The organism is Mycobacterium sp. URHB0021 (assembly GCF_054057895.1).
Genome location: NZ_JBSRZT010000002.1, coordinates 1,683,882 through 1,703,820 on the forward strand (window position 1 = coordinate 1,683,882; position 19,939 = coordinate 1,703,820).

At 62.8% G+C, this 19,939-nt stretch carries 25 protein-coding genes, 5 tRNA genes and 1 pseudogene; 21 read left to right on the forward strand and 10 right to left on the reverse strand.

From position 1 onward, the window contains the following. The first annotated feature begins 43 nt into the window (after nt 1-43). The 5 genes from ACVWWN_RS10515 (at nt 44) to ACVWWN_RS10535 (ending at nt 4,266) form a co-directional block, all read left to right on the forward strand. Nucleotides 44-970, forward strand: coding sequence for a hypothetical protein (locus ACVWWN_RS10515; RefSeq protein WP_457143845.1), 927 nt, complete (start codon nt 44-46; stop codon nt 968-970). Between the two features lie 141 nt (nt 971-1,111). Beyond that, the gene (locus tag ACVWWN_RS10520; protein WP_457143846.1) at nt 1,112-1,528 is read left to right on the forward strand and encodes a hypothetical protein; all 417 of its coding nucleotides are present in this window, start codon (nt 1,112-1,114) and stop codon (nt 1,526-1,528) included. Next, on the forward strand, nt 1,525-2,211 hold the full coding sequence (locus ACVWWN_RS10525) for a recombinase family protein (RefSeq protein ID WP_457143847.1): 687 nt from the start codon (nt 1,525-1,527) through the stop codon (nt 2,209-2,211). Before ACVWWN_RS10520 ends, ACVWWN_RS10525 begins: the two co-directional genes overlap by 4 nt. A 310-nt stretch (nt 2,212-2,521) precedes the next feature. Continuing rightward, nucleotides 2,522-2,818, forward strand: coding sequence for a hypothetical protein (locus tag ACVWWN_RS10530; RefSeq protein WP_457143848.1), 297 nt, complete (start codon nt 2,522-2,524; stop codon nt 2,816-2,818). A 2-nt stretch (nt 2,819-2,820) separates the two neighbouring features. Continuing rightward, the gene (locus ACVWWN_RS10535) at nt 2,821-4,266 is read left to right on the forward strand and encodes a tyrosine-type recombinase/integrase (RefSeq protein WP_457143849.1); all 1,446 of its coding nucleotides are present in this window, start codon (nt 2,821-2,823) and stop codon (nt 4,264-4,266) included. On the opposite strand, the gene ACVWWN_RS10540 is transcribed toward ACVWWN_RS10535, so the two are convergent. From ACVWWN_RS10540 to ACVWWN_RS10550, 3 genes are all read right to left on the reverse strand, one after another. Further along, nucleotides 4,263-5,381 (reverse strand): hypothetical protein, encoded by a 1,119-nt coding sequence (locus ACVWWN_RS10540; protein ID WP_457143850.1) that lies wholly within the window; start codon nt 5,379-5,381, stop codon nt 4,263-4,265. The genes ACVWWN_RS10535 and ACVWWN_RS10540 overlap by 4 nt on opposite strands. A gap of 320 nt (nt 5,382-5,701) precedes the next feature. Next, a complete protein-coding gene (locus ACVWWN_RS10545; RefSeq protein WP_457143851.1) occupies nt 5,702-7,114 on the reverse strand; it encodes a DNA methyltransferase in 1,413 nt (470 codons plus the stop codon). A gap of 537 nt (nt 7,115-7,651) precedes the next feature. Continuing rightward, nucleotides 7,652-7,711: transfer RNA gene (locus ACVWWN_RS10550), tRNA-OTHER, on the reverse strand. A gap of 110 nt (nt 7,712-7,821) precedes the next feature. Between ACVWWN_RS10550 and ACVWWN_RS10555 the strand changes: the two genes are divergently transcribed. The 4 genes from ACVWWN_RS10555 to ACVWWN_RS10570 all read left to right on the forward strand — a co-directional run bounded on the left by ACVWWN_RS10555 (nt 7,822) and on the right by ACVWWN_RS10570 (nt 11,759). Then, complete coding sequence (locus ACVWWN_RS10555; protein WP_457143852.1) at nt 7,822-9,036, forward strand: tyrosine-type recombinase/integrase; 1,215 nt, start codon at nt 7,822-7,824, stop codon at nt 9,034-9,036. A 188-nt stretch (nt 9,037-9,224) separates the two neighbouring features. Further along, nucleotides 9,225-9,419 carry a helix-turn-helix domain-containing protein gene (locus ACVWWN_RS10560; protein ID WP_457143853.1) on the forward strand — a complete coding sequence of 65 codons (195 nt, stop codon included), beginning with the start codon at nt 9,225-9,227 and terminating at the stop codon, nt 9,417-9,419. Between the two features lie 72 nt (nt 9,420-9,491). Continuing rightward, nucleotides 9,492-11,096, forward strand: coding sequence for an AAA family ATPase (locus tag ACVWWN_RS10565; protein WP_457143854.1), 1,605 nt, complete (start codon nt 9,492-9,494; stop codon nt 11,094-11,096). A 444-nt stretch (nt 11,097-11,540) separates the two neighbouring features. After that, nucleotides 11,541-11,759 carry a hypothetical protein gene (locus ACVWWN_RS10570; protein WP_457143855.1) on the forward strand — a complete coding sequence of 73 codons (219 nt, stop codon included), beginning with the start codon at nt 11,541-11,543 and terminating at the stop codon, nt 11,757-11,759. On the opposite strand, the gene ACVWWN_RS10575 is transcribed toward ACVWWN_RS10570, so the two are convergent. After that, nucleotides 11,749-12,021, reverse strand: coding sequence for a hypothetical protein (locus ACVWWN_RS10575; protein ID WP_457143856.1), 273 nt, complete (start codon nt 12,019-12,021; stop codon nt 11,749-11,751). The two genes, ACVWWN_RS10570 and ACVWWN_RS10575, sit on opposite strands and share 11 nt — an antisense overlap. A 73-nt stretch (nt 12,022-12,094) precedes the next feature. Continuing rightward, nucleotides 12,095-12,397, reverse strand: coding sequence for a hypothetical protein (locus tag ACVWWN_RS10580; protein ID WP_457143857.1), 303 nt, complete (start codon nt 12,395-12,397; stop codon nt 12,095-12,097). Nucleotides 12,398-12,501: 104 nt separating this feature from the next. Between ACVWWN_RS10580 and ACVWWN_RS10585 the strand changes: the two genes are divergently transcribed. From ACVWWN_RS10585 to ACVWWN_RS10615, 7 genes are all read left to right on the forward strand, one after another. Beyond that, on the forward strand, nt 12,502-12,873 hold the full coding sequence (locus ACVWWN_RS10585; protein WP_457143858.1) for a hypothetical protein: 372 nt from the start codon (nt 12,502-12,504) through the stop codon (nt 12,871-12,873). Further along, on the forward strand, nt 12,870-13,106 hold the full coding sequence (locus ACVWWN_RS10590) for a hypothetical protein (RefSeq protein ID WP_457143859.1): 237 nt from the start codon (nt 12,870-12,872) through the stop codon (nt 13,104-13,106). Before ACVWWN_RS10585 ends, ACVWWN_RS10590 begins: the two co-directional genes overlap by 4 nt. A gap of 36 nt (nt 13,107-13,142) precedes the next feature. Further along, the gene (locus ACVWWN_RS10595) at nt 13,143-13,952 is read left to right on the forward strand and encodes a hypothetical protein (protein ID WP_457143860.1); all 810 of its coding nucleotides are present in this window, start codon (nt 13,143-13,145) and stop codon (nt 13,950-13,952) included. A gap of 253 nt (nt 13,953-14,205) precedes the next feature. Continuing rightward, the gene (locus tag ACVWWN_RS10600; protein WP_457143861.1) at nt 14,206-14,580 is read left to right on the forward strand and encodes a terminase; all 375 of its coding nucleotides are present in this window, start codon (nt 14,206-14,208) and stop codon (nt 14,578-14,580) included. Beyond that, complete coding sequence (locus ACVWWN_RS10605; protein ID WP_457143862.1) at nt 14,577-14,789, forward strand: hypothetical protein; 213 nt, start codon at nt 14,577-14,579, stop codon at nt 14,787-14,789. Before ACVWWN_RS10600 ends, ACVWWN_RS10605 begins: the two co-directional genes overlap by 4 nt. Before the next feature lie 72 nt (nt 14,790-14,861). Further along, the gene (locus tag ACVWWN_RS10610) at nt 14,862-15,050 is read left to right on the forward strand and encodes a hypothetical protein (protein WP_457143863.1); all 189 of its coding nucleotides are present in this window, start codon (nt 14,862-14,864) and stop codon (nt 15,048-15,050) included. 20 nt (nt 15,051-15,070) lie between these two features. After that, nucleotides 15,071-15,700, forward strand: a complete 630-nt coding sequence (locus tag ACVWWN_RS10615) for a hypothetical protein (RefSeq protein WP_457143864.1) — start codon at nt 15,071-15,073, stop codon at nt 15,698-15,700. 261 nt (nt 15,701-15,961) lie between these two features. Here the strand turns inward: ACVWWN_RS10615 and ACVWWN_RS10620 are convergent, their stop codons facing one another. The 3 genes from ACVWWN_RS10620 to ACVWWN_RS10630 all read right to left on the reverse strand — a co-directional run bounded on the left by ACVWWN_RS10620 (nt 15,962) and on the right by ACVWWN_RS10630 (nt 17,278). Next, nucleotides 15,962-16,096 carry a hypothetical protein gene (locus tag ACVWWN_RS10620; protein WP_457143865.1) on the reverse strand — a complete coding sequence of 45 codons (135 nt, stop codon included), beginning with the start codon at nt 16,094-16,096 and terminating at the stop codon, nt 15,962-15,964. Nucleotides 16,097-16,746: 650 nt separating this feature from the next. After that, the gene (locus tag ACVWWN_RS10625) at nt 16,747-17,055 is read right to left on the reverse strand and encodes a DUF732 domain-containing protein (protein WP_457143866.1); all 309 of its coding nucleotides are present in this window, start codon (nt 17,053-17,055) and stop codon (nt 16,747-16,749) included. 19 nt (nt 17,056-17,074) lie between these two features. Further along, nucleotides 17,075-17,278 carry a hypothetical protein gene (locus tag ACVWWN_RS10630; protein WP_457143867.1) on the reverse strand — a complete coding sequence of 68 codons (204 nt, stop codon included), beginning with the start codon at nt 17,276-17,278 and terminating at the stop codon, nt 17,075-17,077. A gap of 106 nt (nt 17,279-17,384) precedes the next feature. Here ACVWWN_RS10630 and ACVWWN_RS10635 point away from each other — a divergent pair, with 106 nt between their 5' ends. Together ACVWWN_RS10635 and ACVWWN_RS10640 are read left to right on the forward strand one after the other, a co-directional pair. Continuing rightward, nucleotides 17,385-17,549: a hypothetical protein gene (locus tag ACVWWN_RS10635; RefSeq protein ID WP_457143868.1), complete on the forward strand. Its 165-nt coding sequence runs from the start codon at nt 17,385-17,387 to the stop codon at nt 17,547-17,549. A gap of 160 nt (nt 17,550-17,709) precedes the next feature. Beyond that, nucleotides 17,710-18,024 carry a hypothetical protein gene (locus ACVWWN_RS10640; protein ID WP_457143869.1) on the forward strand — a complete coding sequence of 105 codons (315 nt, stop codon included), beginning with the start codon at nt 17,710-17,712 and terminating at the stop codon, nt 18,022-18,024. A gap of 142 nt (nt 18,025-18,166) precedes the next feature. On the opposite strand, the gene ACVWWN_RS10645 is transcribed toward ACVWWN_RS10640, so the two are convergent. After that, nucleotides 18,167-18,239: transfer RNA gene (locus ACVWWN_RS10645), tRNA-Lys, on the reverse strand. Between the two features lie 134 nt (nt 18,240-18,373). Between ACVWWN_RS10645 and ACVWWN_RS10650 the strand changes: the two genes are divergently transcribed. The 3 genes from ACVWWN_RS10650 to ACVWWN_RS10660 all read left to right on the forward strand — a co-directional run bounded on the left by ACVWWN_RS10650 (nt 18,374) and on the right by ACVWWN_RS10660 (nt 18,672). Further along, a tRNA-Glu gene (locus tag ACVWWN_RS10650) sits at nt 18,374-18,446 on the forward strand. Nucleotides 18,447-18,477: 31 nt separating this feature from the next. Continuing rightward, nucleotides 18,478-18,554, forward strand: a tRNA-Asp gene (locus ACVWWN_RS10655). A 44-nt stretch (nt 18,555-18,598) separates the two neighbouring features. Further along, nucleotides 18,599-18,672 (forward strand) — tRNA-Phe (locus ACVWWN_RS10660). Between the two features lie 91 nt (nt 18,673-18,763). Here the strand turns inward: ACVWWN_RS10660 and ACVWWN_RS10665 are convergent. Continuing rightward, nucleotides 18,764-18,904: pseudogene (locus tag ACVWWN_RS10665) on the reverse strand (tyrosine-type recombinase/integrase); the annotation flags it as partial. Nucleotides 18,905-19,939: the final 1,035 nt, after the last annotated feature.

Here is a 19,939-nt window from a genome sequence, read left to right on the forward strand (position 1 = left end):
CCATGGAAACACGATTGAGCACGAAATCGAAAGGACAACACCAATGACTGACCTATCGAGCCAGCAACCCATCGAGGGCCTTCAGAGCCGTCCCTGGACGGGGGCAAGGAACCCCGACCGACGCTGTACCGCGCACAAGAAAACCGGCGAGCGCTGCACCAAGGTCGCGATCGTCGGCGGCACGGTGTGTCCGTCCCATGGGGGAAAGGCCCGGCAGGTCCGGGCGAGGACCCAACAGCGCATCCAGGAAGCAGCGGATCGGATGGTGCTGCGTGTGTTGGGAATCGCCGATAGTGAGGACGTTCCGCCCGCCGTCGCGCTCGCTGCTGCGCGCGACATGCTCGACCGAGCCGGCCACAGGCCTGCTGACAAAGTCGAGGTCGGCGTTGAGGTCAAGCCATACGAGCGCATCCTCGGGCAGGTCACGGGCATGGCCACGATGACCCGCGAGGAGAGCCGAGCACTCCGAGCGGGTCAACCAGCCCTGTCCTCTGGACAGTTTGAGCCCGACGACGTAATCGAGGCCGAGGTCGTTGAGGAGCCCGCTGGCGGCTGGCCCGACGAGGCGCACGACCCAACCGAGCACGAGCCTGCACGCGGCATGCACGACATTGCCGGCACAGGCGGGGTAACCGGCCCAAGCGACGGCCCGCCATCGGCTATGGGCCTTGCAGGAGAGGCCCTCTCGGCCCTGGCGGTTATGACCGACGAGGAGCGCGCGATTCGCGACAAGACCGAACGTCGAGGAGCACTCCGAGATCGCCAGTCGGAGAAGGACGATGCCGTCTGGGAGGCGGACAACAAGAGTCGGCAGGCAGCTGGCGAGGTCGATACCGAGGTCCGCCACCACAGCCCCGCTCCAATCTCCGACCGTCGCAACATCACGCACACCCGCGAGCAGGTTGCTGCCGAGATGCGCTTACAGCGAGGGGTCAAGCCCACGCCCAACACGCGACTCCGGCGGAAGTAGCAGTGAAAGCTGTTGACTCGCAGAGGATTCGGGGATAGCCATACTCCGAGGCATGGCGTACGTTTCGGGGCGTGAGGCGTTAACGTCCGTTTGCGCCCCGCCCGAATGAAAGGAAAACCCATGTCAGAGCAAGGATCTCAGGTGAATGCTGGTGTCAAGAAGCCCCGCTTCAGTGTTGAGTCGCCAGGCCCGCTGGCGGAAGCCGAGGCCCAGTGGTTGCTTGATGCCAAGGGGATCGAGGTCACTGCTGCGCAGGTTCGCGGAATCCTGATGTACCACGGTGAGTTCCAGAAGTCCGAGGTTCGCGCGGCCCAGCGGAAGGCAGAGCAGGAGGCCAAGGCCAAGCGCGATGCTGAGCACCGGGCGCGTGCTGCCGAGCGCCAAGAGAAGCTGGCAGATCGTCTGGCCAAGGCGAAGGAGCGCGTGGCCGAGCTCGAGCGCCTGGCCAGCGGCATTGAGTCGACCGGCGCGGCATCGCCCGAGCCTGAGGAGCCCAAGCCTGCGTCCGTACGGCGGAACAGCAAGGCTCCCGCCAAGACCGAGGCACTGAGCGCGTGACCAGGGCGAATGGCCAACTGGACGGGGGAGCGCGAGCTCCTCTGTTCCTGGCATACACGAGGGTCAGCACCGAGGAGCAGGCCAACAGCGGCCTGGGTCTAGAGGCGCAGCGCCATGCCATCGACACCGAGGCCGACCGTCGGGGCTGGGTCGTTGAGCACTTCTCGGACGAGGGCGTGAGTGGGAAGATTATCGGCCCGCAGCTTCGGGAAGTGTTGGGGATGCTGGGGTCCGGGCAGGCGAACGGCCTTGTGGTGGCGAAGCTCGACCGCTTGTCTCGCTCGATCATCAACGCAGCGGACATCATTCAGCGCGCCAATGACCAGGGCTGGTCGCTGGTGCTGCTTGATATCAACCTTGACCTCACGACTGCGGCAGGACGCATGATCGCCCACAACCTGATGAACTTCGCGCAGTATGAGCGCGAGCTGATCAGCGAGCGGACCAAGGCTGCTCTCGCGGCCAAGAAGGCGCGCAGGGAGCCGCTCGGTCGGAAGCCGCTAGTCGAACCAGCTGTCGTGCGGCGAATTGTCAAAGGCCGCAACAGCGGAGACACCTATGCCGCTATCGCAGCCGAACTCGTGGCGGATGGCATCCTGTCGCCTGCTGGCCACACGAAATGGGAGACCAGTACCGTGCGCCGCATTTTCGACCGCGCCAACGGCGCGAAGGAGACGGCGTGATGCGAAAACTCAACTGGCCGATGGCCTGTGCGCTCATGTTCGCTCTCCTACTTCTGGTGGCCTACCCAGAGGTCATGATTCCTGTCCTCACAATCGGCGCGGCCGCATTTATGTACGACCGGAGGCAAGCCCGACGTGCTGCTGTGGAGGCTCGCTGCGCTGCGGACTATGCACGCGCCTCGGCAACGGTGGCGAGCTTCCGGCCTAGCCAACCGGCCCGTCCCACCCCGCCATCGCGTGCACGGAGCGTGCAGGCCCCTCCGATCGTGCGGTGCGACGCACGGACGACCCCACTACGAAAGGTGCGCCGATGAGCAACGGCAACGAGAGCAGGTATCGCGGTCCGAGATACGGGTACCACGATCCGATTGACATTGAGGCTCGCGAGAACCGACGGCGGCGCCAGGTACAGGAGGACGCGATATTCCGCAGCGCCACGCTGGATATCAATCCAGAGCATCTGGCGGTCAACCAGGAGTGGTGGGACGTACGCATGACCAAGCCCCTCGTCGGCGGCGACGACGGCATTGACCCTGACAGGTATGAGGTCGAGGAGGGTGCCGAGATCATCGGTGACGTCGTCCTCCGGGCAGAGGAGGAGTTATAGCAATGGCGTACATCCGCGCCCACGAGACTGCCCAGCGCAAGAAGGGCAAGCCGGTCAAGAGGTACGAGGTCTGCTGGCGGGAGCCGGTACACGATGCGTTCGGACTGCCCGTGCCCGAGAATCCGGACCATCCGGAGGGGTCGAAGAAGATGCGGTCCCGTCAGGAGTCGTACGCCAGCCGAGAGGAGGCCGAGGCTCGGCGTGATGAGCTGAACGCTGCCCGCCACACAACCGGCACCTCCACACTGGCGGACCAGAAGAAGGCGGGTGACCTGACATTCGGGTACTACGCCCAGGCCTGGCTTGACAGTCTCCAGGTTCGGGTCAACCAGGGTCGACTTAAGCAGCGGACGTACGACGACTGCCGGAAGCGTCTGCGGCATTACGTGCTCGATCGGTTCGGGCCGAAGGCCATCGCGAGCATCACGCCGCGCGACTGCGAGGAGTTCCTTGCCGTGCTCGTCAACCAGCGCTGCCGCCAGGGGACGCAGGGCACGCTCGCGCCGGCCACGGTCGCGCACGCCTGGGGAATCCTGCGCTCGGTGATGCGGTACGCCCTTCGCCACGACGCCATCCTGTCGAATCCGTGCGAGCGGGTTGACTTCGCAGCAGGACGCGCCACCGGCGACCACGCCAGGTTCGAGCACCATCCACTGACGGCTGCACAGGTCGCTGCATTGTGCGACGCTATCGCCGGGGAGGGTATCGCCGACCTTCCGGCATATCCCGTGTATGGGCTGATGGTGGCTTTACTGGCCTACACCGGTCTACGCGCAGCGGAGAACGCAGGCCTGGAGGTCCGAGACCTTGTGTTCAAGACGGCCCCCAACCAGCCCGTACGCGCAAGCGTGCAGGTTCGTCGGACGAAGGACCGTCGAGACGGCGGATGGTTGACGGGCACGCCCAAGAGCAAGCGCAGCCGTCGCAGCGTGCCCCTCCCGCCTTGGCTGGCGGAGCGCATGCATGCGTACCTGGCGACGGAGCACCCGCGCGCCGACGAGCCGGATGCCCCGTTATGGCCGGGGCGCACGAATGCCGGAGGCTGGCGCGCTACTCGTGGTGAGAACAAGACGGTCCGCCGCGAAATTGCCCTCGACTGGTCGGAGCCGATTGACATGACCGGGTTCTACCGTCGGATCTTCCGACCGGCCCTGGAGGCAGTTGGTCTGCCTGCAAGTACGCCTGCCCAGACCCTTCCCGACGGCACGCCGGTTCCTGCGGAGCGCGGAGTTCGGCTACATGACCTTCGTCACTCGTTCGCCACCATGCACTTGATGGCGGGAACGCATTTCATGCAGGTCTCAAAATGGCTCGGCCACGCGACGTATACGCTGACCCTCAACACGTATGGCGACTGGATTCCTGAAGAGGACGCCGCCGACGTCAGCCATCTTCCCGAGCCGCCAAGCAACGGCAATGTAGTCAGCCTGCCAAGGCGGATTGGCTAGACACCCAGGACATCGGGAATCGGATGCGCGGTTGCAACGACCTCAGCTGCCTTCGCGATCGCCTTTGCCGCTGTATCTCTCGTGACGGGTTCGTCAGCCTGATGTACGGCGCGATTCCTCGGAGTTATTACGTCTTCTTGTAGCTGTCCGGGCACCTTGTCTGGAATGAGCTTCAGGGCCAACTCTTTAAGCGAGCCTAATGTCGTGTAGCGCTCGAACAATGCCTTCCGGATTTTGTCGCCCGCCGGGTAGAGATGAGTTTCCAGTAGCGCTGTCAGCGCTAGTTCTGCCGCGCTCCCTGCGTCGAGCACTGCGCGTCGCGATTCCCCTTCTGCGGCGAGCGAGCGCGCATCTCGGATCAACAGCCACTCGGTCGGGGGCTTGTGGCATTTCCGCGCCAAGTGCATGCAAACGTGCAGTTCCTTGGCACTTACTGCCTCGGGCTCTCGCCTGACATTAATGAGATTCGAGCCAGACGAAGTATGCCGCCTGCCAGCCTCATCGCCGCTCCAAGCGCGAAACCCGATCTCGGAGACACTGAGCTGCGAGCTACCGAGTTGTACGAAGTTCTGATCTGTCAACGCTGCAAGCCAGTCAGTGACGGCGATCAACCATGAGTCCATTTCCCGGCTGAGGGCTGAGACACCATTGCGAAACTCCCACTCGTCGGAAGCTTCGATCTCGGACTCAATAACGCACCGGTGGACTATGGCGTAAGCAGGGAACTCCTCGCCCTTTTCGCGCATCGACCCGATTGTCCCCCACTCGTCATCCGCGATTGCGATGGCGTCGTTAGGTCTGTCTGCTCGCACAAACTTCCAGGGTGGGCGGGCAAGCGGGGCTTGCGATTTGGGTGAGTCAAGATGCGGCAGCGTGATCGTGAGCGCGTGTGACTCCGTACGTGACTCGAATGTCATACCGAGGCACTCGAGCTTGACGTGAAGCCCACTGCTTCCAAACCCGAAATATCCCTCAAGCGGCCACTTTGGCTTCGCTGCTGGCCCTCGATCAGTCACAACTCTGAGTCTATGGAGGACACCCTCCCTGGCGGTTCCGCCGCGCCGAATACGCTCACCTCCGAGCGCCGCGAAGGGGTGGTACGAGCCGATCGACATGACGGGTTTCTACCGAACGATCTTTCGACCCGCCCTGGAGGATGTTGGTCTGCCCGAGCACGCGCGCCACGAAGGATGAGCCGGGCACACGTGGCGTCCGGCTGCACGATCTGCGTCACTCGTTCGCCACCATGCACTTGATGGCGGGAACGCATTTCATGCAGGTCTCAAAATGGCTCGGCCACGCGACGTATACGCTGACCCTCAACACGTATGGCGACTGGATTCCTGAAGAGGACGCCGCCGACGTCAGCCATCTTCCCGAGCCGCCAAGCAACGGCAATTCCGTCGTCGGACTCGTCGGTAGTGCGGCCGTTTGGCTAGTCGAAGGGGAGTGTGTCCGCCTCGGCGACCTCGGGCAACTTCTGCGCAGCAATGTAAGGCAGGACAGTAGGCGGTAGGTTCGGCCGCTTTCCCTCAAACAGCTCCGCAATTGTGATGTGCTGAAGCTTGGGATAGACCTGGCCGTTACCTGGGTGTTTGTAAGTTCCGCCGCGATTGATCGCGTCCTGAACGCCCCTTGTTCCAGGCTCAAGTGTTACGAGCACACCCATTTGCGCATTTTGCGTCTGCACGGTGCCCGCAAGGTCCCGCACCATACTGGGATTGAGATTCCGTCCGCCTTTGACGGAGACGAGTACCCGGCCGAGCTGCCCCTTGGCGCCAAGAGGGAACCGGGCTACGCCGTCGATACCCTTGTCGCCGACCTGCTTTTGATTTGGCTCGGCACCGACCATTGATACCGACCATCGCTCGAAGTCGAGAGGCGATTGGGCGAACAACGCCCTGGCGCCGGTGACATCTTTAGGATTGCCAATTATGTCAAATGTGTCGAGAATCTTCTTCCCGTAAGTATGCTCAAGGCGTTTAGCGATGAGGTCCACCGCGATATATGTGACGTCGATCCCAATCCATCGGCGATTAAGACGTTGAGCAGCGTCCACGCTCGTACCACAACCGCAGAACGGATCAAGCACCAAGTCGCCCGCGTCAGAAGAAGCCTCGATTATTCGTTCGACGAGCTTGAGTGGCTTTTGCGTTGCGTACCCGAGGCGTTCGCTTGATGTGCGCCCTACCATGTTGATCTGCCAAACGTCGACCATATTAACCATCGTGTACCAACCCACGTCGTCCTGAAACTCTTCAACGCCTTTGAACCGATATGGTTTGAAACCCCTATTATAAGACTTCTCTTTCTGAGTATTAAATTTGCGCTTCTTGTTGTCTTTGGCATAGAGGAAAATTGTGTCGTGCTTACGGCTGAAGTGAGCTTTTGACGCGCCTCCGGACTTATACGACCAGATGATTTCATTGACAAATCCCCCGGGGGGAGCGAAAATCGCGTCGAGTAATATCTTTAGGTAGTGGCTCATTGTAGGATCGCAATGAAGATACAGAGAACCGGTCGGCTTTAGGACGCGATGTAATTCAACTAGCCGAGGGGCCATGTTTACGAGGTAGGCCATTGCGCTGTTCTCGCCGAGCAAGTTTCGGAAAGCGGCAAGCGTGTCTGCGACTGTCCCGCTGGCTTGAATAATAAATTCGTCGTACTGAGCATCAGTTGTCGGAGTCCACCGCCAAGTGTCCTCAAAGGCCTGAATCTGAGCAGCGTTCTCATCTTCCGTACGGTCGCGGCTGAAGATGGCAGAGTAATTCTTGTTGGAGTTGAACGGCGGGTCGAGATAGATCAGGTCGACGGTTTCGGTACCGATGTGCTCATGGGAGCACCTCAAGGTTGTCGCCGTAATACAGCCGGTTCTTGTCCACGCCGCGAGCGTATGACGTCGTGCCGACAGACTGCAGTAAGCCGAACGGCGAGCCGGATTCCTCGGCTCCGCAACTAGCCCTCGCTGCAGAGACGGACCAGTAAATGACCACGCGGTTAGTGGTTTAGCGGCTAACTTCCGTTGAGTGGCTGCCCATGAGTAACGCAAGTGAGTTCACACGCATTTTCGAAGAGGGTAAGGACGCTTTCCCGGAGACGCTCGAATGTCCGTACGCGGGCGACAGAAGCCGCGCTTTGGTGTGGCGCAAAGGATGGCATACGGCACGTGACGAGCGGCACGGGAGCCCTAGCGCACCCGAGACCATCGAGCAGATGGGTAATGACTTGTCCGACCTCCAACAGCTCGCTGACGAGCTAGGCAAGCCCCCTGCGAACTAAGTCGACAACCAGCCGTTCCGCTCGTCCGCCGGGGTATCGCCGGGGTGAGACGCCGACTCTTAGTAGGACTAACTTCTAGATCACGGCCTGACCAGGCCGGACTGAGTGCCCCCAGTAGGGCTCGAACCTACGACCTGCGGATTAAAAGTCCGCATTGATAGGGTGCCCTAGCTGGGGAAACGCCAGGTCACGCCCGCCCGCACTGCCGTGCAGTAGTGCACAGTAGTACCGGCGAAACACCAGTGGTGACACCAGTAGCGCGGTACCGTCACCGCTATGGGGAAGCGACGGGCACCGGGCGAGGGCGGACTGTACAAGCGTCCTGACGGCATGTGGACAGGACGCGTCCACGTCATCGACCCGGCCACCGGGAAGCGCAAGGCCAAGAGTGTCTACAGCCGCGACCGCGGGACGGCCGCCGACAAGCTCGACGATCTACGACGCGACGTCAAGGACGGCAAGGTCACCGCTGCGCCGTCGATGACAGTAGGCGCGTGGCTCGACCAGTGGCTTGATGACATCCACGGCGACCACGTGCGCCCTTCGACCCGCCGGCACTATGAGCAGGCGATCCGCCTGTACATCAAGCCTCATATCGGTGACAGGCGGCTTGACAAGCTGTCGGCCGACGACGTCCGCAGAATGCATCGCGCCGTGCAGGCATCATCGACCAGGGCGGCGCAGAAAGCACACCAAACGTTGGCGCGCGCCCTCGACGACGCGATCGCGGAAGATCTGTTGCGTTTCAACGTGGCCGCGGCCGTCAGGAAGCCGCGCCACACACCCGCACGTCGTGACGCCCTGTCTGCTGATGTGGCGCGGCATGTCATCCGCACCGCGATCGACCGCGAGCAGGGTCCGCCGTTCCTGGCGACGAGGTGGGCAGCCGCGTTCCTCACCGGCGCCCGCCAGGCCGAACTGTTGGGCCTGACGTGGGACCGTGTCAACCTCGACGCCGGGACGATCGATTTGGCTTGGCAGTTGCAGCAGTTGCAGCAGGTGCACGGCTGCGGCGGCACGTGCGGCAAGACGCGGCCCGGATGGTGCCCCGAGCGGCGTTGGAGCCTGCCGCCAGGGTTCGAGCACCGAGTCATACACCGCTCGCTCTGCCTGACGCGCCCAAAATCGGCGGCCGGTACGCGTGTCGTCCCGTTGGCTGAACCTTTGCGCCTAATGCTTGTCGAGCACGCCCGCCCGTCCGGCGTGAATCCACATCGCCTTGTGTGGCGACATGATGATGGCCGCCCGGTCAGTCCCCGCGACGATCACCACGCCTGGCGTGACCTGTTGGCCGCCGCGAAGATTGAGCCCGTGCCGATTCACACGGCCAGGCACACGACTGCGACATTGTTGCTTGAGGCCGGCGTCGACGCGCACATAATCGCCGCGATACTCGGGCATTCCGATGTGGTTGTTACGCGTGGGTATCAGCATGTTGATCTGTCGTTGGCGCGCACGGCGGCCGGGAGCCTTGGTGCGCTGCTGCCGTAGCTGATCACCGCAGCTCTGTTGGGGTACGCGGCGGTACGCGATTATCGCCTTACAATCGATTTTGCAGCAATACCGGTCTGTCCGCATCCAGGTCCACCACCCCGGACCGCACACCAGGAATACTGACGCGCGTAGCGAAACATGCTGCGCGCGTTCTTGTTTCAACACCTATTCGGAGGGAACAACCCATGCCTGACACCGTCACGCTCTACCGGATCCCCGAAGCGCAGGAACTACTTCGCATCGGACGATCCACCATGTTCGATCTTCTCGGCAGCGGCCGTCTACGCAGCATCACGATTGGGCGCAGGCGATTGATACCGGCATCGGCGATCGCGGAGTTCGTCGCCAGCCTCGAATCCGAAACCGGTCCCGCCGCATAACACCACAAACAGAAAGCCCAGACATTGCGAGTGTCTGGGCTTTTCGCTTCCCGCTATCGAGAAGGGCTCCTGATGTCGAGCTTAGCACGAAGTGACCACCAAACCCAGAACGTCGGTCACGCAGACGCGTGGCAGAGTCAAGTCGACTTCTGGAACGACACCACAGCAGACGAAAACGTCGCCGCGGCCCCGCATACGGTGATGATCAAAGCGTCCACCAATGAGCCGGTGGCCCCACTCGAAAAGCTGCACGCGCTCGACCTGCTCGACCTGCAAGCCCAGGCCGCCGTCACCGCCGGCCTACTCAGCGTCAATACGACCGCAGCGATCGAAAAGGCTGTCGCGGCAGGCGGCCTCACCGAACAGGACAAGATGATGCTGCTCGCCGCCTACGGCGCGGGCACCCTCGGCACCATTGCCGCTGCCGAACGCGGCACCGATGGACTCGTTTCCGCAGCCAAATCTGCTCCTCAAGTCCTCGCAGCGAAGGGCATCGACAGCAGCGCGGTCCCGCTACCCGTAATCACCGACCCATACGAGGACGCGGTACAACTCAAGCTGAAGACGCTGGAGATTGATGCGGAGGCGCGGCGCCGCTTCAACGAAACCCAAAACCCCACACCAGAACTGCCGCCAGTCAGATCGTTGACCGCGCTGCTCGCTGAACCAGACACCGACGACCCCTACCTCATCGAAGACCTCGCAACCCAAGGGTCCCGCGTCATGCTGCTGGCCCAGTACAAGTCCGGCAAATCGACGCTGCTGCACGGCAACCTGATACCGGCACTGGTCGACGGCACACCGTTCCTCGGCCGCTTCACCGTCAACCAAACCGTGACCGGACTCGTCCTGATCGACGACGAACTCGACGAGGACATGCTGCGCCGATGGCTACGCCGATCCGGCATCAAGAACACGGACGCGGTGGCCGACGTGATCTCGCTGCGCGGCAAGACCGGCACCCTCAACCTGCTCGACGACAAAACCCGGTCGCGGTGGGCGCGACGACTCCGCGACGTCAACGCCGACTACCTGATGCTGGACTGCCTACGCCCCGTCCTCGACGCCCTCGGCTTGGACGAGAACCACGACGGCGGCCGATTCCTCACCGCGTTCGACGCGCTGTGCGACGAAGCTGGGATACGCAACGCGCTCGTCGTCCAGCACATGGGTCACACAGGGGAGCGGGCGCGCGGTGATTCCCGCTTCATGGACTGGCCCGACCAGACCTGGCGCATGATCCGCGAAGACACCGACGACCCCGCCTCTCAGCGCTACTTCAAAGCGTTCGGCCGACTGTGCGAGGTCGCCGAGGGCGCGCTCACCTTCGATAAGGCCACCGGCCGCTACACCTACGACGAGGGCGGACGGAAAGAGGCTGCCGCCGCGGTCCGTGCCGGCGAAGCGCTCCATCACATCATCGCGGCCCTCGTCGACGATCACCTCGCTGACGGCGCTGGGATGAAGCGTCAAGATCTGGTCGACCTGCTGTCTTTGCACCACCGGATCGGGCGGAACAAGACCGATGACGCCATCGCGAAGGGTGTCGCCGACGGATCCGTCGCTCTAGATGTTGGGCAGCGGGGAGCGAAGGTCTACCGTCTCGCGAACCCGTGCCAACGGTGCGGTAACCCGGTCGCGGAGACGGATCGGAACACGCACCGCGAGTGCGAATGAGCCAGCCTCCCGAGCTTTCCGGGCAGTTTCGGCGCAACGCTCTGACCTGCGGTTCCAGTTTCCCTACCCCTGTCCGGAAAATGGACACCCAGCAAACTCTGCCCAGTCGGCTTCCCTAGCTTCCCGGATGCGGGTAGGGAAACTGGAACCGCAGGTAGAAGCATTAAATCAGTCCAGCTTCCCTAGCTTCCCTACTTCCAGGAGCAGCGGTACAGCCAGTTTCCCTGTTTCCCGACGACCCTTAGGGAGTCGGGAGCAGGGAAGCTAGGCGGCCCGGGAAGCGCAACAACCAAGCAAAGTCACGGTCGAACAGGTTGCCCGTGGCAGCCACCGGTGGCTCCAATCCATCACGCCGCCGGGTGACCAGAAGAGCGCCGACGATGGCCACCATCGCGACGGCCGCCAAACAATCCATCAACAAGCAGTCAGGGGAGAACCAGAAACATGAAGATCGAGCCACTCACCGATGAGGAAACAGACCGACTCCTCATCGAACTGGCCAAGCGCCCCGAAGGCGTCACCGAAGATGAAGCCGGCGCCGCACTACTCGCCTTCGAGACGCTCATTGCGGGCGCCACATGTGTCGACGCATGGCGCCGAGGCGACCTAGCCGTCACCGGCATGCGCGACGGAGACATCCGATTCCGTGTGGTTACGCGATGATCCGATCGGAACAACCAAGATGCTGGGCCTGGCGTTCGATGGCGGCCGCCCGGTGAACGGTCATCAACCCCGCTGCGGCCAGCCACGCCACGACGGCCACAACTGCGGCACCCCGGTAGCCGTCCGAGGTATCGCCTGCGCCGCCCATCAACGCCACAGGCGGGCCAGCATCGCGCGGAAAATCCTCGCCGACGCCATCGCCCAGGACGTCGAATACGGCGACCAGCTGGTGGCCGACAGTCTGTTGTGCACCTGCACCCATTGCCCGAGCGTGATCGAGCTCGCCCGCACGCTGATGCGGCCCGCCTCATGACCACCCGCCAGCAAGTCGAGCGCTACGCCATCCAGAACGTGTCATGCACGACGGCCGGGTGCCACGCGCCGGCCGGCGAGCCCTGCCGGGCACGGAAGACACACAGCTCGCGTATCTCGCGCGGCATCTCCATGCGGATGAGCGAGGCCCAGCCGTGAACGCCGAATGGGTTAGGGCGGTCGAGAACAACCCGCACTATGCGATCAACTTGCGCGTCGGCACCGTGCGATCCCTGCCGCGAACCGTCGTCGACACAGCCGGTGCCCGCCGCCACGTGAAAGGTCAAGTTCTGCGGCCGGTCCTGTGCACAAACAGGGTCGGTCATCAGGTGACGTTGTCCAAGGGTCGCAGTGGGCGCAGAACGTACTGTGTCGAAACCCTGCTCCGCGCGGCCCGTGAACGGCACGGCTGGCCGACCGGTGGCGCACAGTGATCACACTGGATTACGACGAGGTCCGTGCCGCGTATGCGGCGGTCAAGATTTTCATTCGGATGCACGAGAAGTCGGATCGGCCGGTACCGCATCAGGCGGAGGCGTTGTACCGCCGGTTGGATCCGGTCATGATGCAACCCCGCACAGCGGTGTCGCCGTCGCGACATGAAACGGGTGGGGGCGAGACAGAATTGAGTGCATGGATGGGTACGAGGCTCGCAGCGCAAACGCTGGGATGGAATGCGCGGAAAGTGCAGCGGCATTCCGCGGACCTCGACGGGCAGTTGATCGGCGGCCGACTATGGTTTCCGGCAGCAAGTATTGAAACATATCGGAAAGCATTGCAGAGCAAGGAGATTGAGCAGTGAGCGAGGAATTATCGCTGGAGGCTGAGGAGCAGCTCGGCGAGATGAGTACCGCAGACTTCAACGCTTTGTGCGCCCGGGTACGGCCGTTGGATGAACCACTCCCGCTCGACCCGAAGGAGCGCGCAATCAGCGCGATGCGCCGCGAGCTCGGCATTCACGCACGCGGCACCGGCACCAGCGCTGCCAATAAAGCGCGCGCCGCGGCTGCGATGCGCAAATTTCGCAGCAAATAGGCTCGAAACACCTACGCACAGAAGGACATTCACGAGATGGCTTGGAACAGCGAAAGCGCAACCCAGCATTACACGGCGCGCACCGCGTTGAAGGAATTCGCGGCCCGCAAAATCAAACTGCCCGACACGGTGACTGCCGCGGTGGCCACCATGGAATGGGTCACCGTGCAGCGACCCACCCAACCAGCCGCCGACACAATCCGGCAACTCATCTTGGCCGACGTCGGCCCGGAGTTGATCAGCGCCGCCGTCGTCGACGACATCGGGCACTCCCGCTTGTTCGCCGAGTACCAGCAAGCGGAACGGGAAGCTGCAATCCGCGTCCTGCAAGCATTCAGGGAGGAGCACGACGCCATCTTTGAGCAGCTCGCCGAGCAGGCGCAGCAGTTGATTACGGTCATCACCACGGTGGCATCACTGGATCCCGACATCAGGCTGGCGGACCTGGTACGCCAAGGACGCACCGACGACGCGAAAGCGATGGCTGAGCTCGAAACATCAGCTGAGGAACTCCTCGCGCTGTACAACTTGCGCGACAATTACATCGTGTCGGGCGGGGCCAAGGCGATGCGCATCGGCGTCACCGACTGCAGTCAGTGGATGGATCCACGCCTGCCCGACCATCACAGTGCTGCACATCATGGCCAGCCCCACCGGACGGATGAGCAGACGTTGGGCTCGGCGCTGCTGCGCGGCATCCGAAGCGGCGGCAAGCTCTGGTTTCCGAACAAGGATGAGGCGCTGGCTCAGGCCGAGCCCATCGCGTACGAGGAGCAGGGCAAGGCGCAACGATTGGCCGAGGTGCGCAAGCAGCAGACCGCTGATAGCCACGCCTTCGCACCCTGATATGACCATCGACCATGCCCCGTCACAGGCGAGCATCCGCTCGCCGGGCATGGCCGAGCATGCCAGCAGCCCAGCGGCCCGTGTCCTTTTCAATGCGTGAGATGTCCGCGCGCCGCTGGGTTTGCTGTACGCAACATAATCGCAGCCCAATGGCCACCTGGGGGGTAACTCCACCCGACCCTGCGACGCCACTCCTGGCATATGCCAATAAAAGCCTCCCGCAAGTTCAAACCAAGTCAGTTAGGGGCCTCAGATGGCCGAGAATGAGCTAGAACCGCTCCAGGATCCCGATATGTTGGACGGGTCCGGTTTGACGCTGTGGCGTGAGCTGACGGCCGAGTTTTCGCCTGAGCCGCACGAGCGCGCAACACTGCTCGAATTGTGCCGCACCGTGTCTCTGTGCGAGGTGTTGCAACGCCGGCTGGACACCGATGGCACGGTCGTGGATGGCCAACGGGGCCCGAAGATGCATCCGGCGATCGCGGAAATTCGCCAGCAGCGGATTGTCGTTGCCCGCTTGACCGCGTCGCTGGGGATCCGCTCCGAGGACGATGAGCCGAAGCCTCGCGGCGCGGTGCGCGGTGTGTATGCCGGCTCCGGCTATACGCGTCAAGCTCAGCGGTCATGAAGCGGGCCCGCCGGCCGGAGCCGGAACAGGTTGATCCGATCGAGCTGGCCGGCGCCGTGCCCGACGCGGTGGCGATCGTTGATGAGGAGACCGGCGAGTTGGTGGGTTGGGATGAGACGGCCGCGCACGAGTACCTCGAGGCGCATGGTCTGCCGTCGCCGTGCGATGCGGAGTGTCGTGCCTTGTGGCATGTGACGCCGTGGGGTTGAAAGATCAGGCAGCGCCCTTCCCGCAACAGCCCGGAGGTCGAGGCCGCTATTCACGGGGAACTCGACCGCCCGGTGCAGCAGTTGGCCGGCGGCGGTGAGTATCGGCTACGACGCAACGATCTGCCCGACGATCATGTCGAGCGTTTCGCCGGCGGCGAGTATGACGAGTTCGTGCTGACCGCTGATGACGAGCTGCGACCCTGGGGGTTAAATCTTCCAATTGGAAGATTTAACGGCGTGGATGAGTGGCGAATGGGTTAGCCAGCGCTACGCTCGCGCACGTGGCGTCTAGCGCGTTAGAGCGGTGGTCCACCGAGCGCTGCGCGGGGCTCGATAGCCTCGAAGAGATACACGGCAAGGTCACTGGTCGACAGCGTGGGCGTCAGCGCGCTACCAAGCACTTGAATCGAGCGCTGTTCGTTGCGCTTTGCGCAGAGTTTCAAGGCTTTGCCCGCGACTTGCACGAAGACGCAGCGATTCATATCACCGCGAGCGTGGCGCTGGTCCCGGAGAACGCCGCGATTGCCCCCGTAGTGCTCGGCGCGCTCGTGCGTGAGCGGAGCATTTCGGTCACGAAATCAGAGAAGAAGCGACGATTGGATATGGGGAACGTCAATGTCGATGCGCTATCGAGTGACTATTCGATACTTTCGATGGACCTATGGGCTGATCTCGCGGTCGCTTATCCATCCATGACCCCGAAGTGGAAAACTACCCTGAACAGGCTAAACGAAGCTCGCAACGGTGTTGCGCATAGCGACACTGAGAAGCTTGTCAGGGTTGACCGCGAACATGGGCTTACGTTGAGGACGTTCAGAACGTGGCGAAGTTCCCTCAACAGCGCGGCTAGGGCGATGGATAAAGTCGTCGGTACATACTTGTTGGACTTAACGGGAAGCAAAGCTTGGTGAAAGGGGAAGACCAGATGGCACGGCGCCACGAAGCAGTCCCGCGCCCCGGCGACCGCGTGCGCATCCGATTTGGAGCGCACATGGTCGAGGGTGTTGTCACCAGCGTTCGCGGCCACCACCTCCACGTGAGCGTCACTCTGGATGGGGCCGACGATCCGATCGACCGATTCGTTCGGGCAGACGATCTAGTCCCCGCGTAGCCCCGTCGACGCAACACGCCAAACGGCCCGCCACCTTCACGATGGCGGACCGTTCGCTGGGCTAGGTCACGGGCCGGTGTTCGCCCTCGACCGGAGGCCACGGCATCGCGCGGGAACCGAGCTGTCGCTCAGACTCGGGCACGACCTTCTGTAAGAAATCCGCGAAGTCGGCGATCAGGCCGGCGGGGATGACCACGGTGAGCCTCGGTTGCGGCCGTATCGCCGCGACGCCGCACACTCAATGGAAGGTGATATCCGTCGTGCTCGGGGTGGCTGAAGTCTCGGCCTGCCCCATATCCGACCAATCTTGTTGGCGCGTCGAGCAGTATGTACTCGTCGAGGTCGCGTAATGACTGCCCGAGCTGCAATTTTCGTCCGTCCGCGTCGTTGCTCAGCATCCACTCTGTCTCTGGCCTAGAGAGTTCGTCTCGGTGCGGTTCGCAGACCGCGAATTCCATGGGGTAATCCATCCACGCTTTCCGTTCCCGGAGGGTGAAGGGCATAACAGTCGCTTCGGCGGTGCATCGATACACCTGGCATGGGGTTGTCACGTCGACCAAGATGCCATTAGCTAATGGCTTCCGCGGGAGATCGCCAGAAATTCATCCTCGCACGCCCGACGGCCCGCCATCTTCACGATGACGGGCCGTCGGCGGGTCTTCAGGCGGGCCTCACTCCGCAGCGGCTGCTGCCCGCCAGGTGGCTGAGGGCGTCACGGTGACGCGGGCCGTCAACGATTTGCACGGCGACGCTGCCTGACCCTGAGAACGACGAAGCGCCGCCGTGCCCTCAAGGGGGGTATCCGGCGGCGCTTCTTGTTGTTGTGGACCTAGATGCGGCAGCTGATCAGTAGGTAGGGCAGTAGGCGTCGGCGGCCGCGGCGACCCACCGCAACGCCTGCAGTTCGGTGATCACACCGATTTCGAGTGACCCTGCGACGGACTCCCGCGAAGAACCGCCCTCAAGGTCGGTGCACGCCGTCTTTCCGAGCGTGATGACCGCGTCATTCTGTTCGGCGGTGTACGTACTGTCGGTGATCCCGATGTCACGCACCGCGCGGAGATACGCGGTGTCGGCAGTGTCAGCGCGCGCGGTGGCCGACGGCGCCGCGGTGGTCAGCACCAGGGCGACGAGGGTGGCGGTGAACAGTTTCATGCGGTGGGCGCCCCCTCTGTTAGATGCCGCCGGTGAGCTCTCGTACGAGCGCCGAGAACTGCTCGGCGACCTGCTTCTCGAGTGCTATGACCTGGTCGGCGACATGGTCCGCGTATTCCCAAGCGGCCTCGGCACTCATCCCCTGGCCGCCGAAACGTAGCGGATGCTGCATCCGGTAGCGCGTGATCTCCGCCGCGATGGGGAACGGGTCGGGTGCAGTCACTGCAACCCCCTTCTCGTATGGTGTGGACACACGGAGCGTAGGAGATGAGAGCATCATTTTCTTGCATTCGCAACAATCCAAACGGGGCGTCGACATAGCCTTGGGTATGGCCGATGAACCGCTGGTGTGCCCCGTCACGGATTGTGATCTCGAATTGGTGAAAGAGGTCGAGCCGGGTCTGTCGAAACGCACCTGGCAGGGCACGATCACGAGGCCCGACAGGATCTCGTACTACTGCGAGAAGCACGGCACGCAGACGCCGAGGGGCTAAATCGCGTCGCCACGCTAAACGGCCCCGCTACCGCGTGATGCGCAGCAGCGGGGCCTCTGTCCATATTCGGGACTAAATGTCCGAAAACTGGACAAAATGTCCGAAAGCTGGACATGAAATCGCTTGCTGCACAACGGGTTTCAGCGTACCGTCCCATGTCATGACGACAACGCACCAGACAATTGGCAACTCCACCACGTCGCGGATTCCACTGCCGCCAGACGCCACCGCGGCGGATAGCTGGGGGGTCGGCGCAGATGAGCGAGTTACCCGCGTGTTCGCCGGCGCGTCACGCGGCACCGCGGTCCGCGTGACGATCTACGGCGAACAGGATCACAGTGGCGAAGTCTTGAACCGGATCATCAGTGTCTACCCGAACGACCGGCACGGGGCCGCCGAGCTCGACGCGGCCAGCGCCCGCGACCTAGCCGCCGACCTGATCGACGCCGCCGACGAGATCGACGCCGAGGTGTGATCCAGATCTCCGGCGGGCAGACGTGATCCAAGCTTGGGGGGCTTCGGGTTTCCGCTGGTCAAGGCGCGGGCCTTGTCACCACCCGTGACACCAGTAGCCGTGTCGAGCTGACCTAGATAACGCTGTGAGCTGCTGTTATCGGTGCCCCCAGTAGGGCTCGAACCTACGACCTGCGGATTAAAAGTCCGTAGCTCTACCAACTGAGCTATAGGGGCGGTGTTGAACTGAATCCTGAAAAGGATACTGCCTGCCGACTGCCGCCTCGTTTGAGGATTGGGGTCCGTGTGACCTAAGCTATCGAGGCTCCCAACGTCACAGCGTTGCGAGTACCCCGGAGAGATTCGGCTTGGCCCCCTTCGTCTAGCGGCCTAGGACGCCGCCCTTTCAAGGCGGTAGCGCGGGTTCGAATCCCGTAGGGGGTACGCGCGGCACTACGATGGGGTCGCACAGCAAGGCCCTGTGGCGCAGTTGGTTAGCGCGCCGCCCTGTCACGGCGGAGGTCGCGGGTTCGAGTCCCGTCAGGGTCGCCATTACGGCGAGGCACGTCGGTTCACGACATGACCGGTGCCTTCCGGGCCAGGTAGCTCAGTTGGTATGAGCGTCCGCCTGAAAAGCGGAAGGTCGCCGGTTCGATCCCGGCCCTGGCCACAGCGTTATTTATGCAGATCAAAGTGCTGTAGACCATCTTTGGCCGGCACGCCGTTCCCTGAGAAAGCGGACGGAATGGGGCCAAACTGCATCAGCTGCCAGCTGCGCGAGACGCATCGTCGAGCGAGTCGAGCGCGGTGGCGATGTGGTCAAGCTCATCGTCAAACAGGTCCGCGTAGGTATGTGCGGTGACGGTGGTCGATGCGTGGCCCATCGCCTCTTGGAGGAGTCCGGGGCACCCACCCACTGCGGAGGTTGTGTGAGGTTAGTGTTCGGCGGCCACGTTGCCTTCAGGCGACTGACCAGCCGAACCACTCGGGCGGCTCCTCATCCCACATACTTGCTGTTTCGCGGATGCGTGCGGCGACCGCGTCAAACGGACGCTCGAGCGCTGTCGCCGGAACCGCCGCCCTCTTGTGGAATCGGGAAGATGAACCGGCCGTTCTTTCCCCATTGCCAGACCGCTGAGAAGTCTTCGCGGCTGAGGGGCCGAAGGATGACTTCGGTTCGTGCATCGTTGAGCACGACTTCAGGGTGACTCCGACGGCTGCTCATCATCCTCAACGAGTCGGGATTGACGACTGCTGGCTGATGATCGTTGCCGTGTCCGCGCTCGCCGGTCTATGCAAAGGACCCAACGGTGAGCCGGGGGAGCTCGATGGGCTCAGTGACGTGCCGCGTGCCGAGTTCTTGACGCTCACGTCGTCGGGCGCGGTGCGTTTGGCGCATTGGCTGTACGCGTGGTTGAACCGTGAGTACGCCGCAATTGGGGGCCTTATCGCCGGGGTCGGGAGGCGGAGCGTGAGCAGCACGCGCTAACGCGCCCCGCGGCCTTAAGCTTGAGAAGTGCCGACTAGTGGACGCAGGCCGGGCGACCCGGTGTGTCGATCAACGGCCACCCGCCGGTTTCACCGCTGGGCCGCGGTGGAGGACTGCCTGGCTACCGGCGGCACCTCGGGCTCGCGACTGAGTTGCGCAATCGCGAAAGGTGTTGGGTCCACGATCGACTCGCGTCGCGATCTACACATCCGCTACACCGAACCCGCGTCGTCGCCGCCAGGCCGGGGTCACGAACCTCGACCACTACGTGATCTCTGACTGAAAGATCCGATCTGATGACTCAGAAAATTTGCTTTGATTGCTTCCATAAGTTGTTCCCTGACAAGCCAATTCGGAAGATTACGTTGGGTCGGCAATGCGTTGTGTGCAAAGCGCAAACGGGTCGAACAGAACAGATGGTTCCTGTAGAGGCAGAGGATATGCCGCT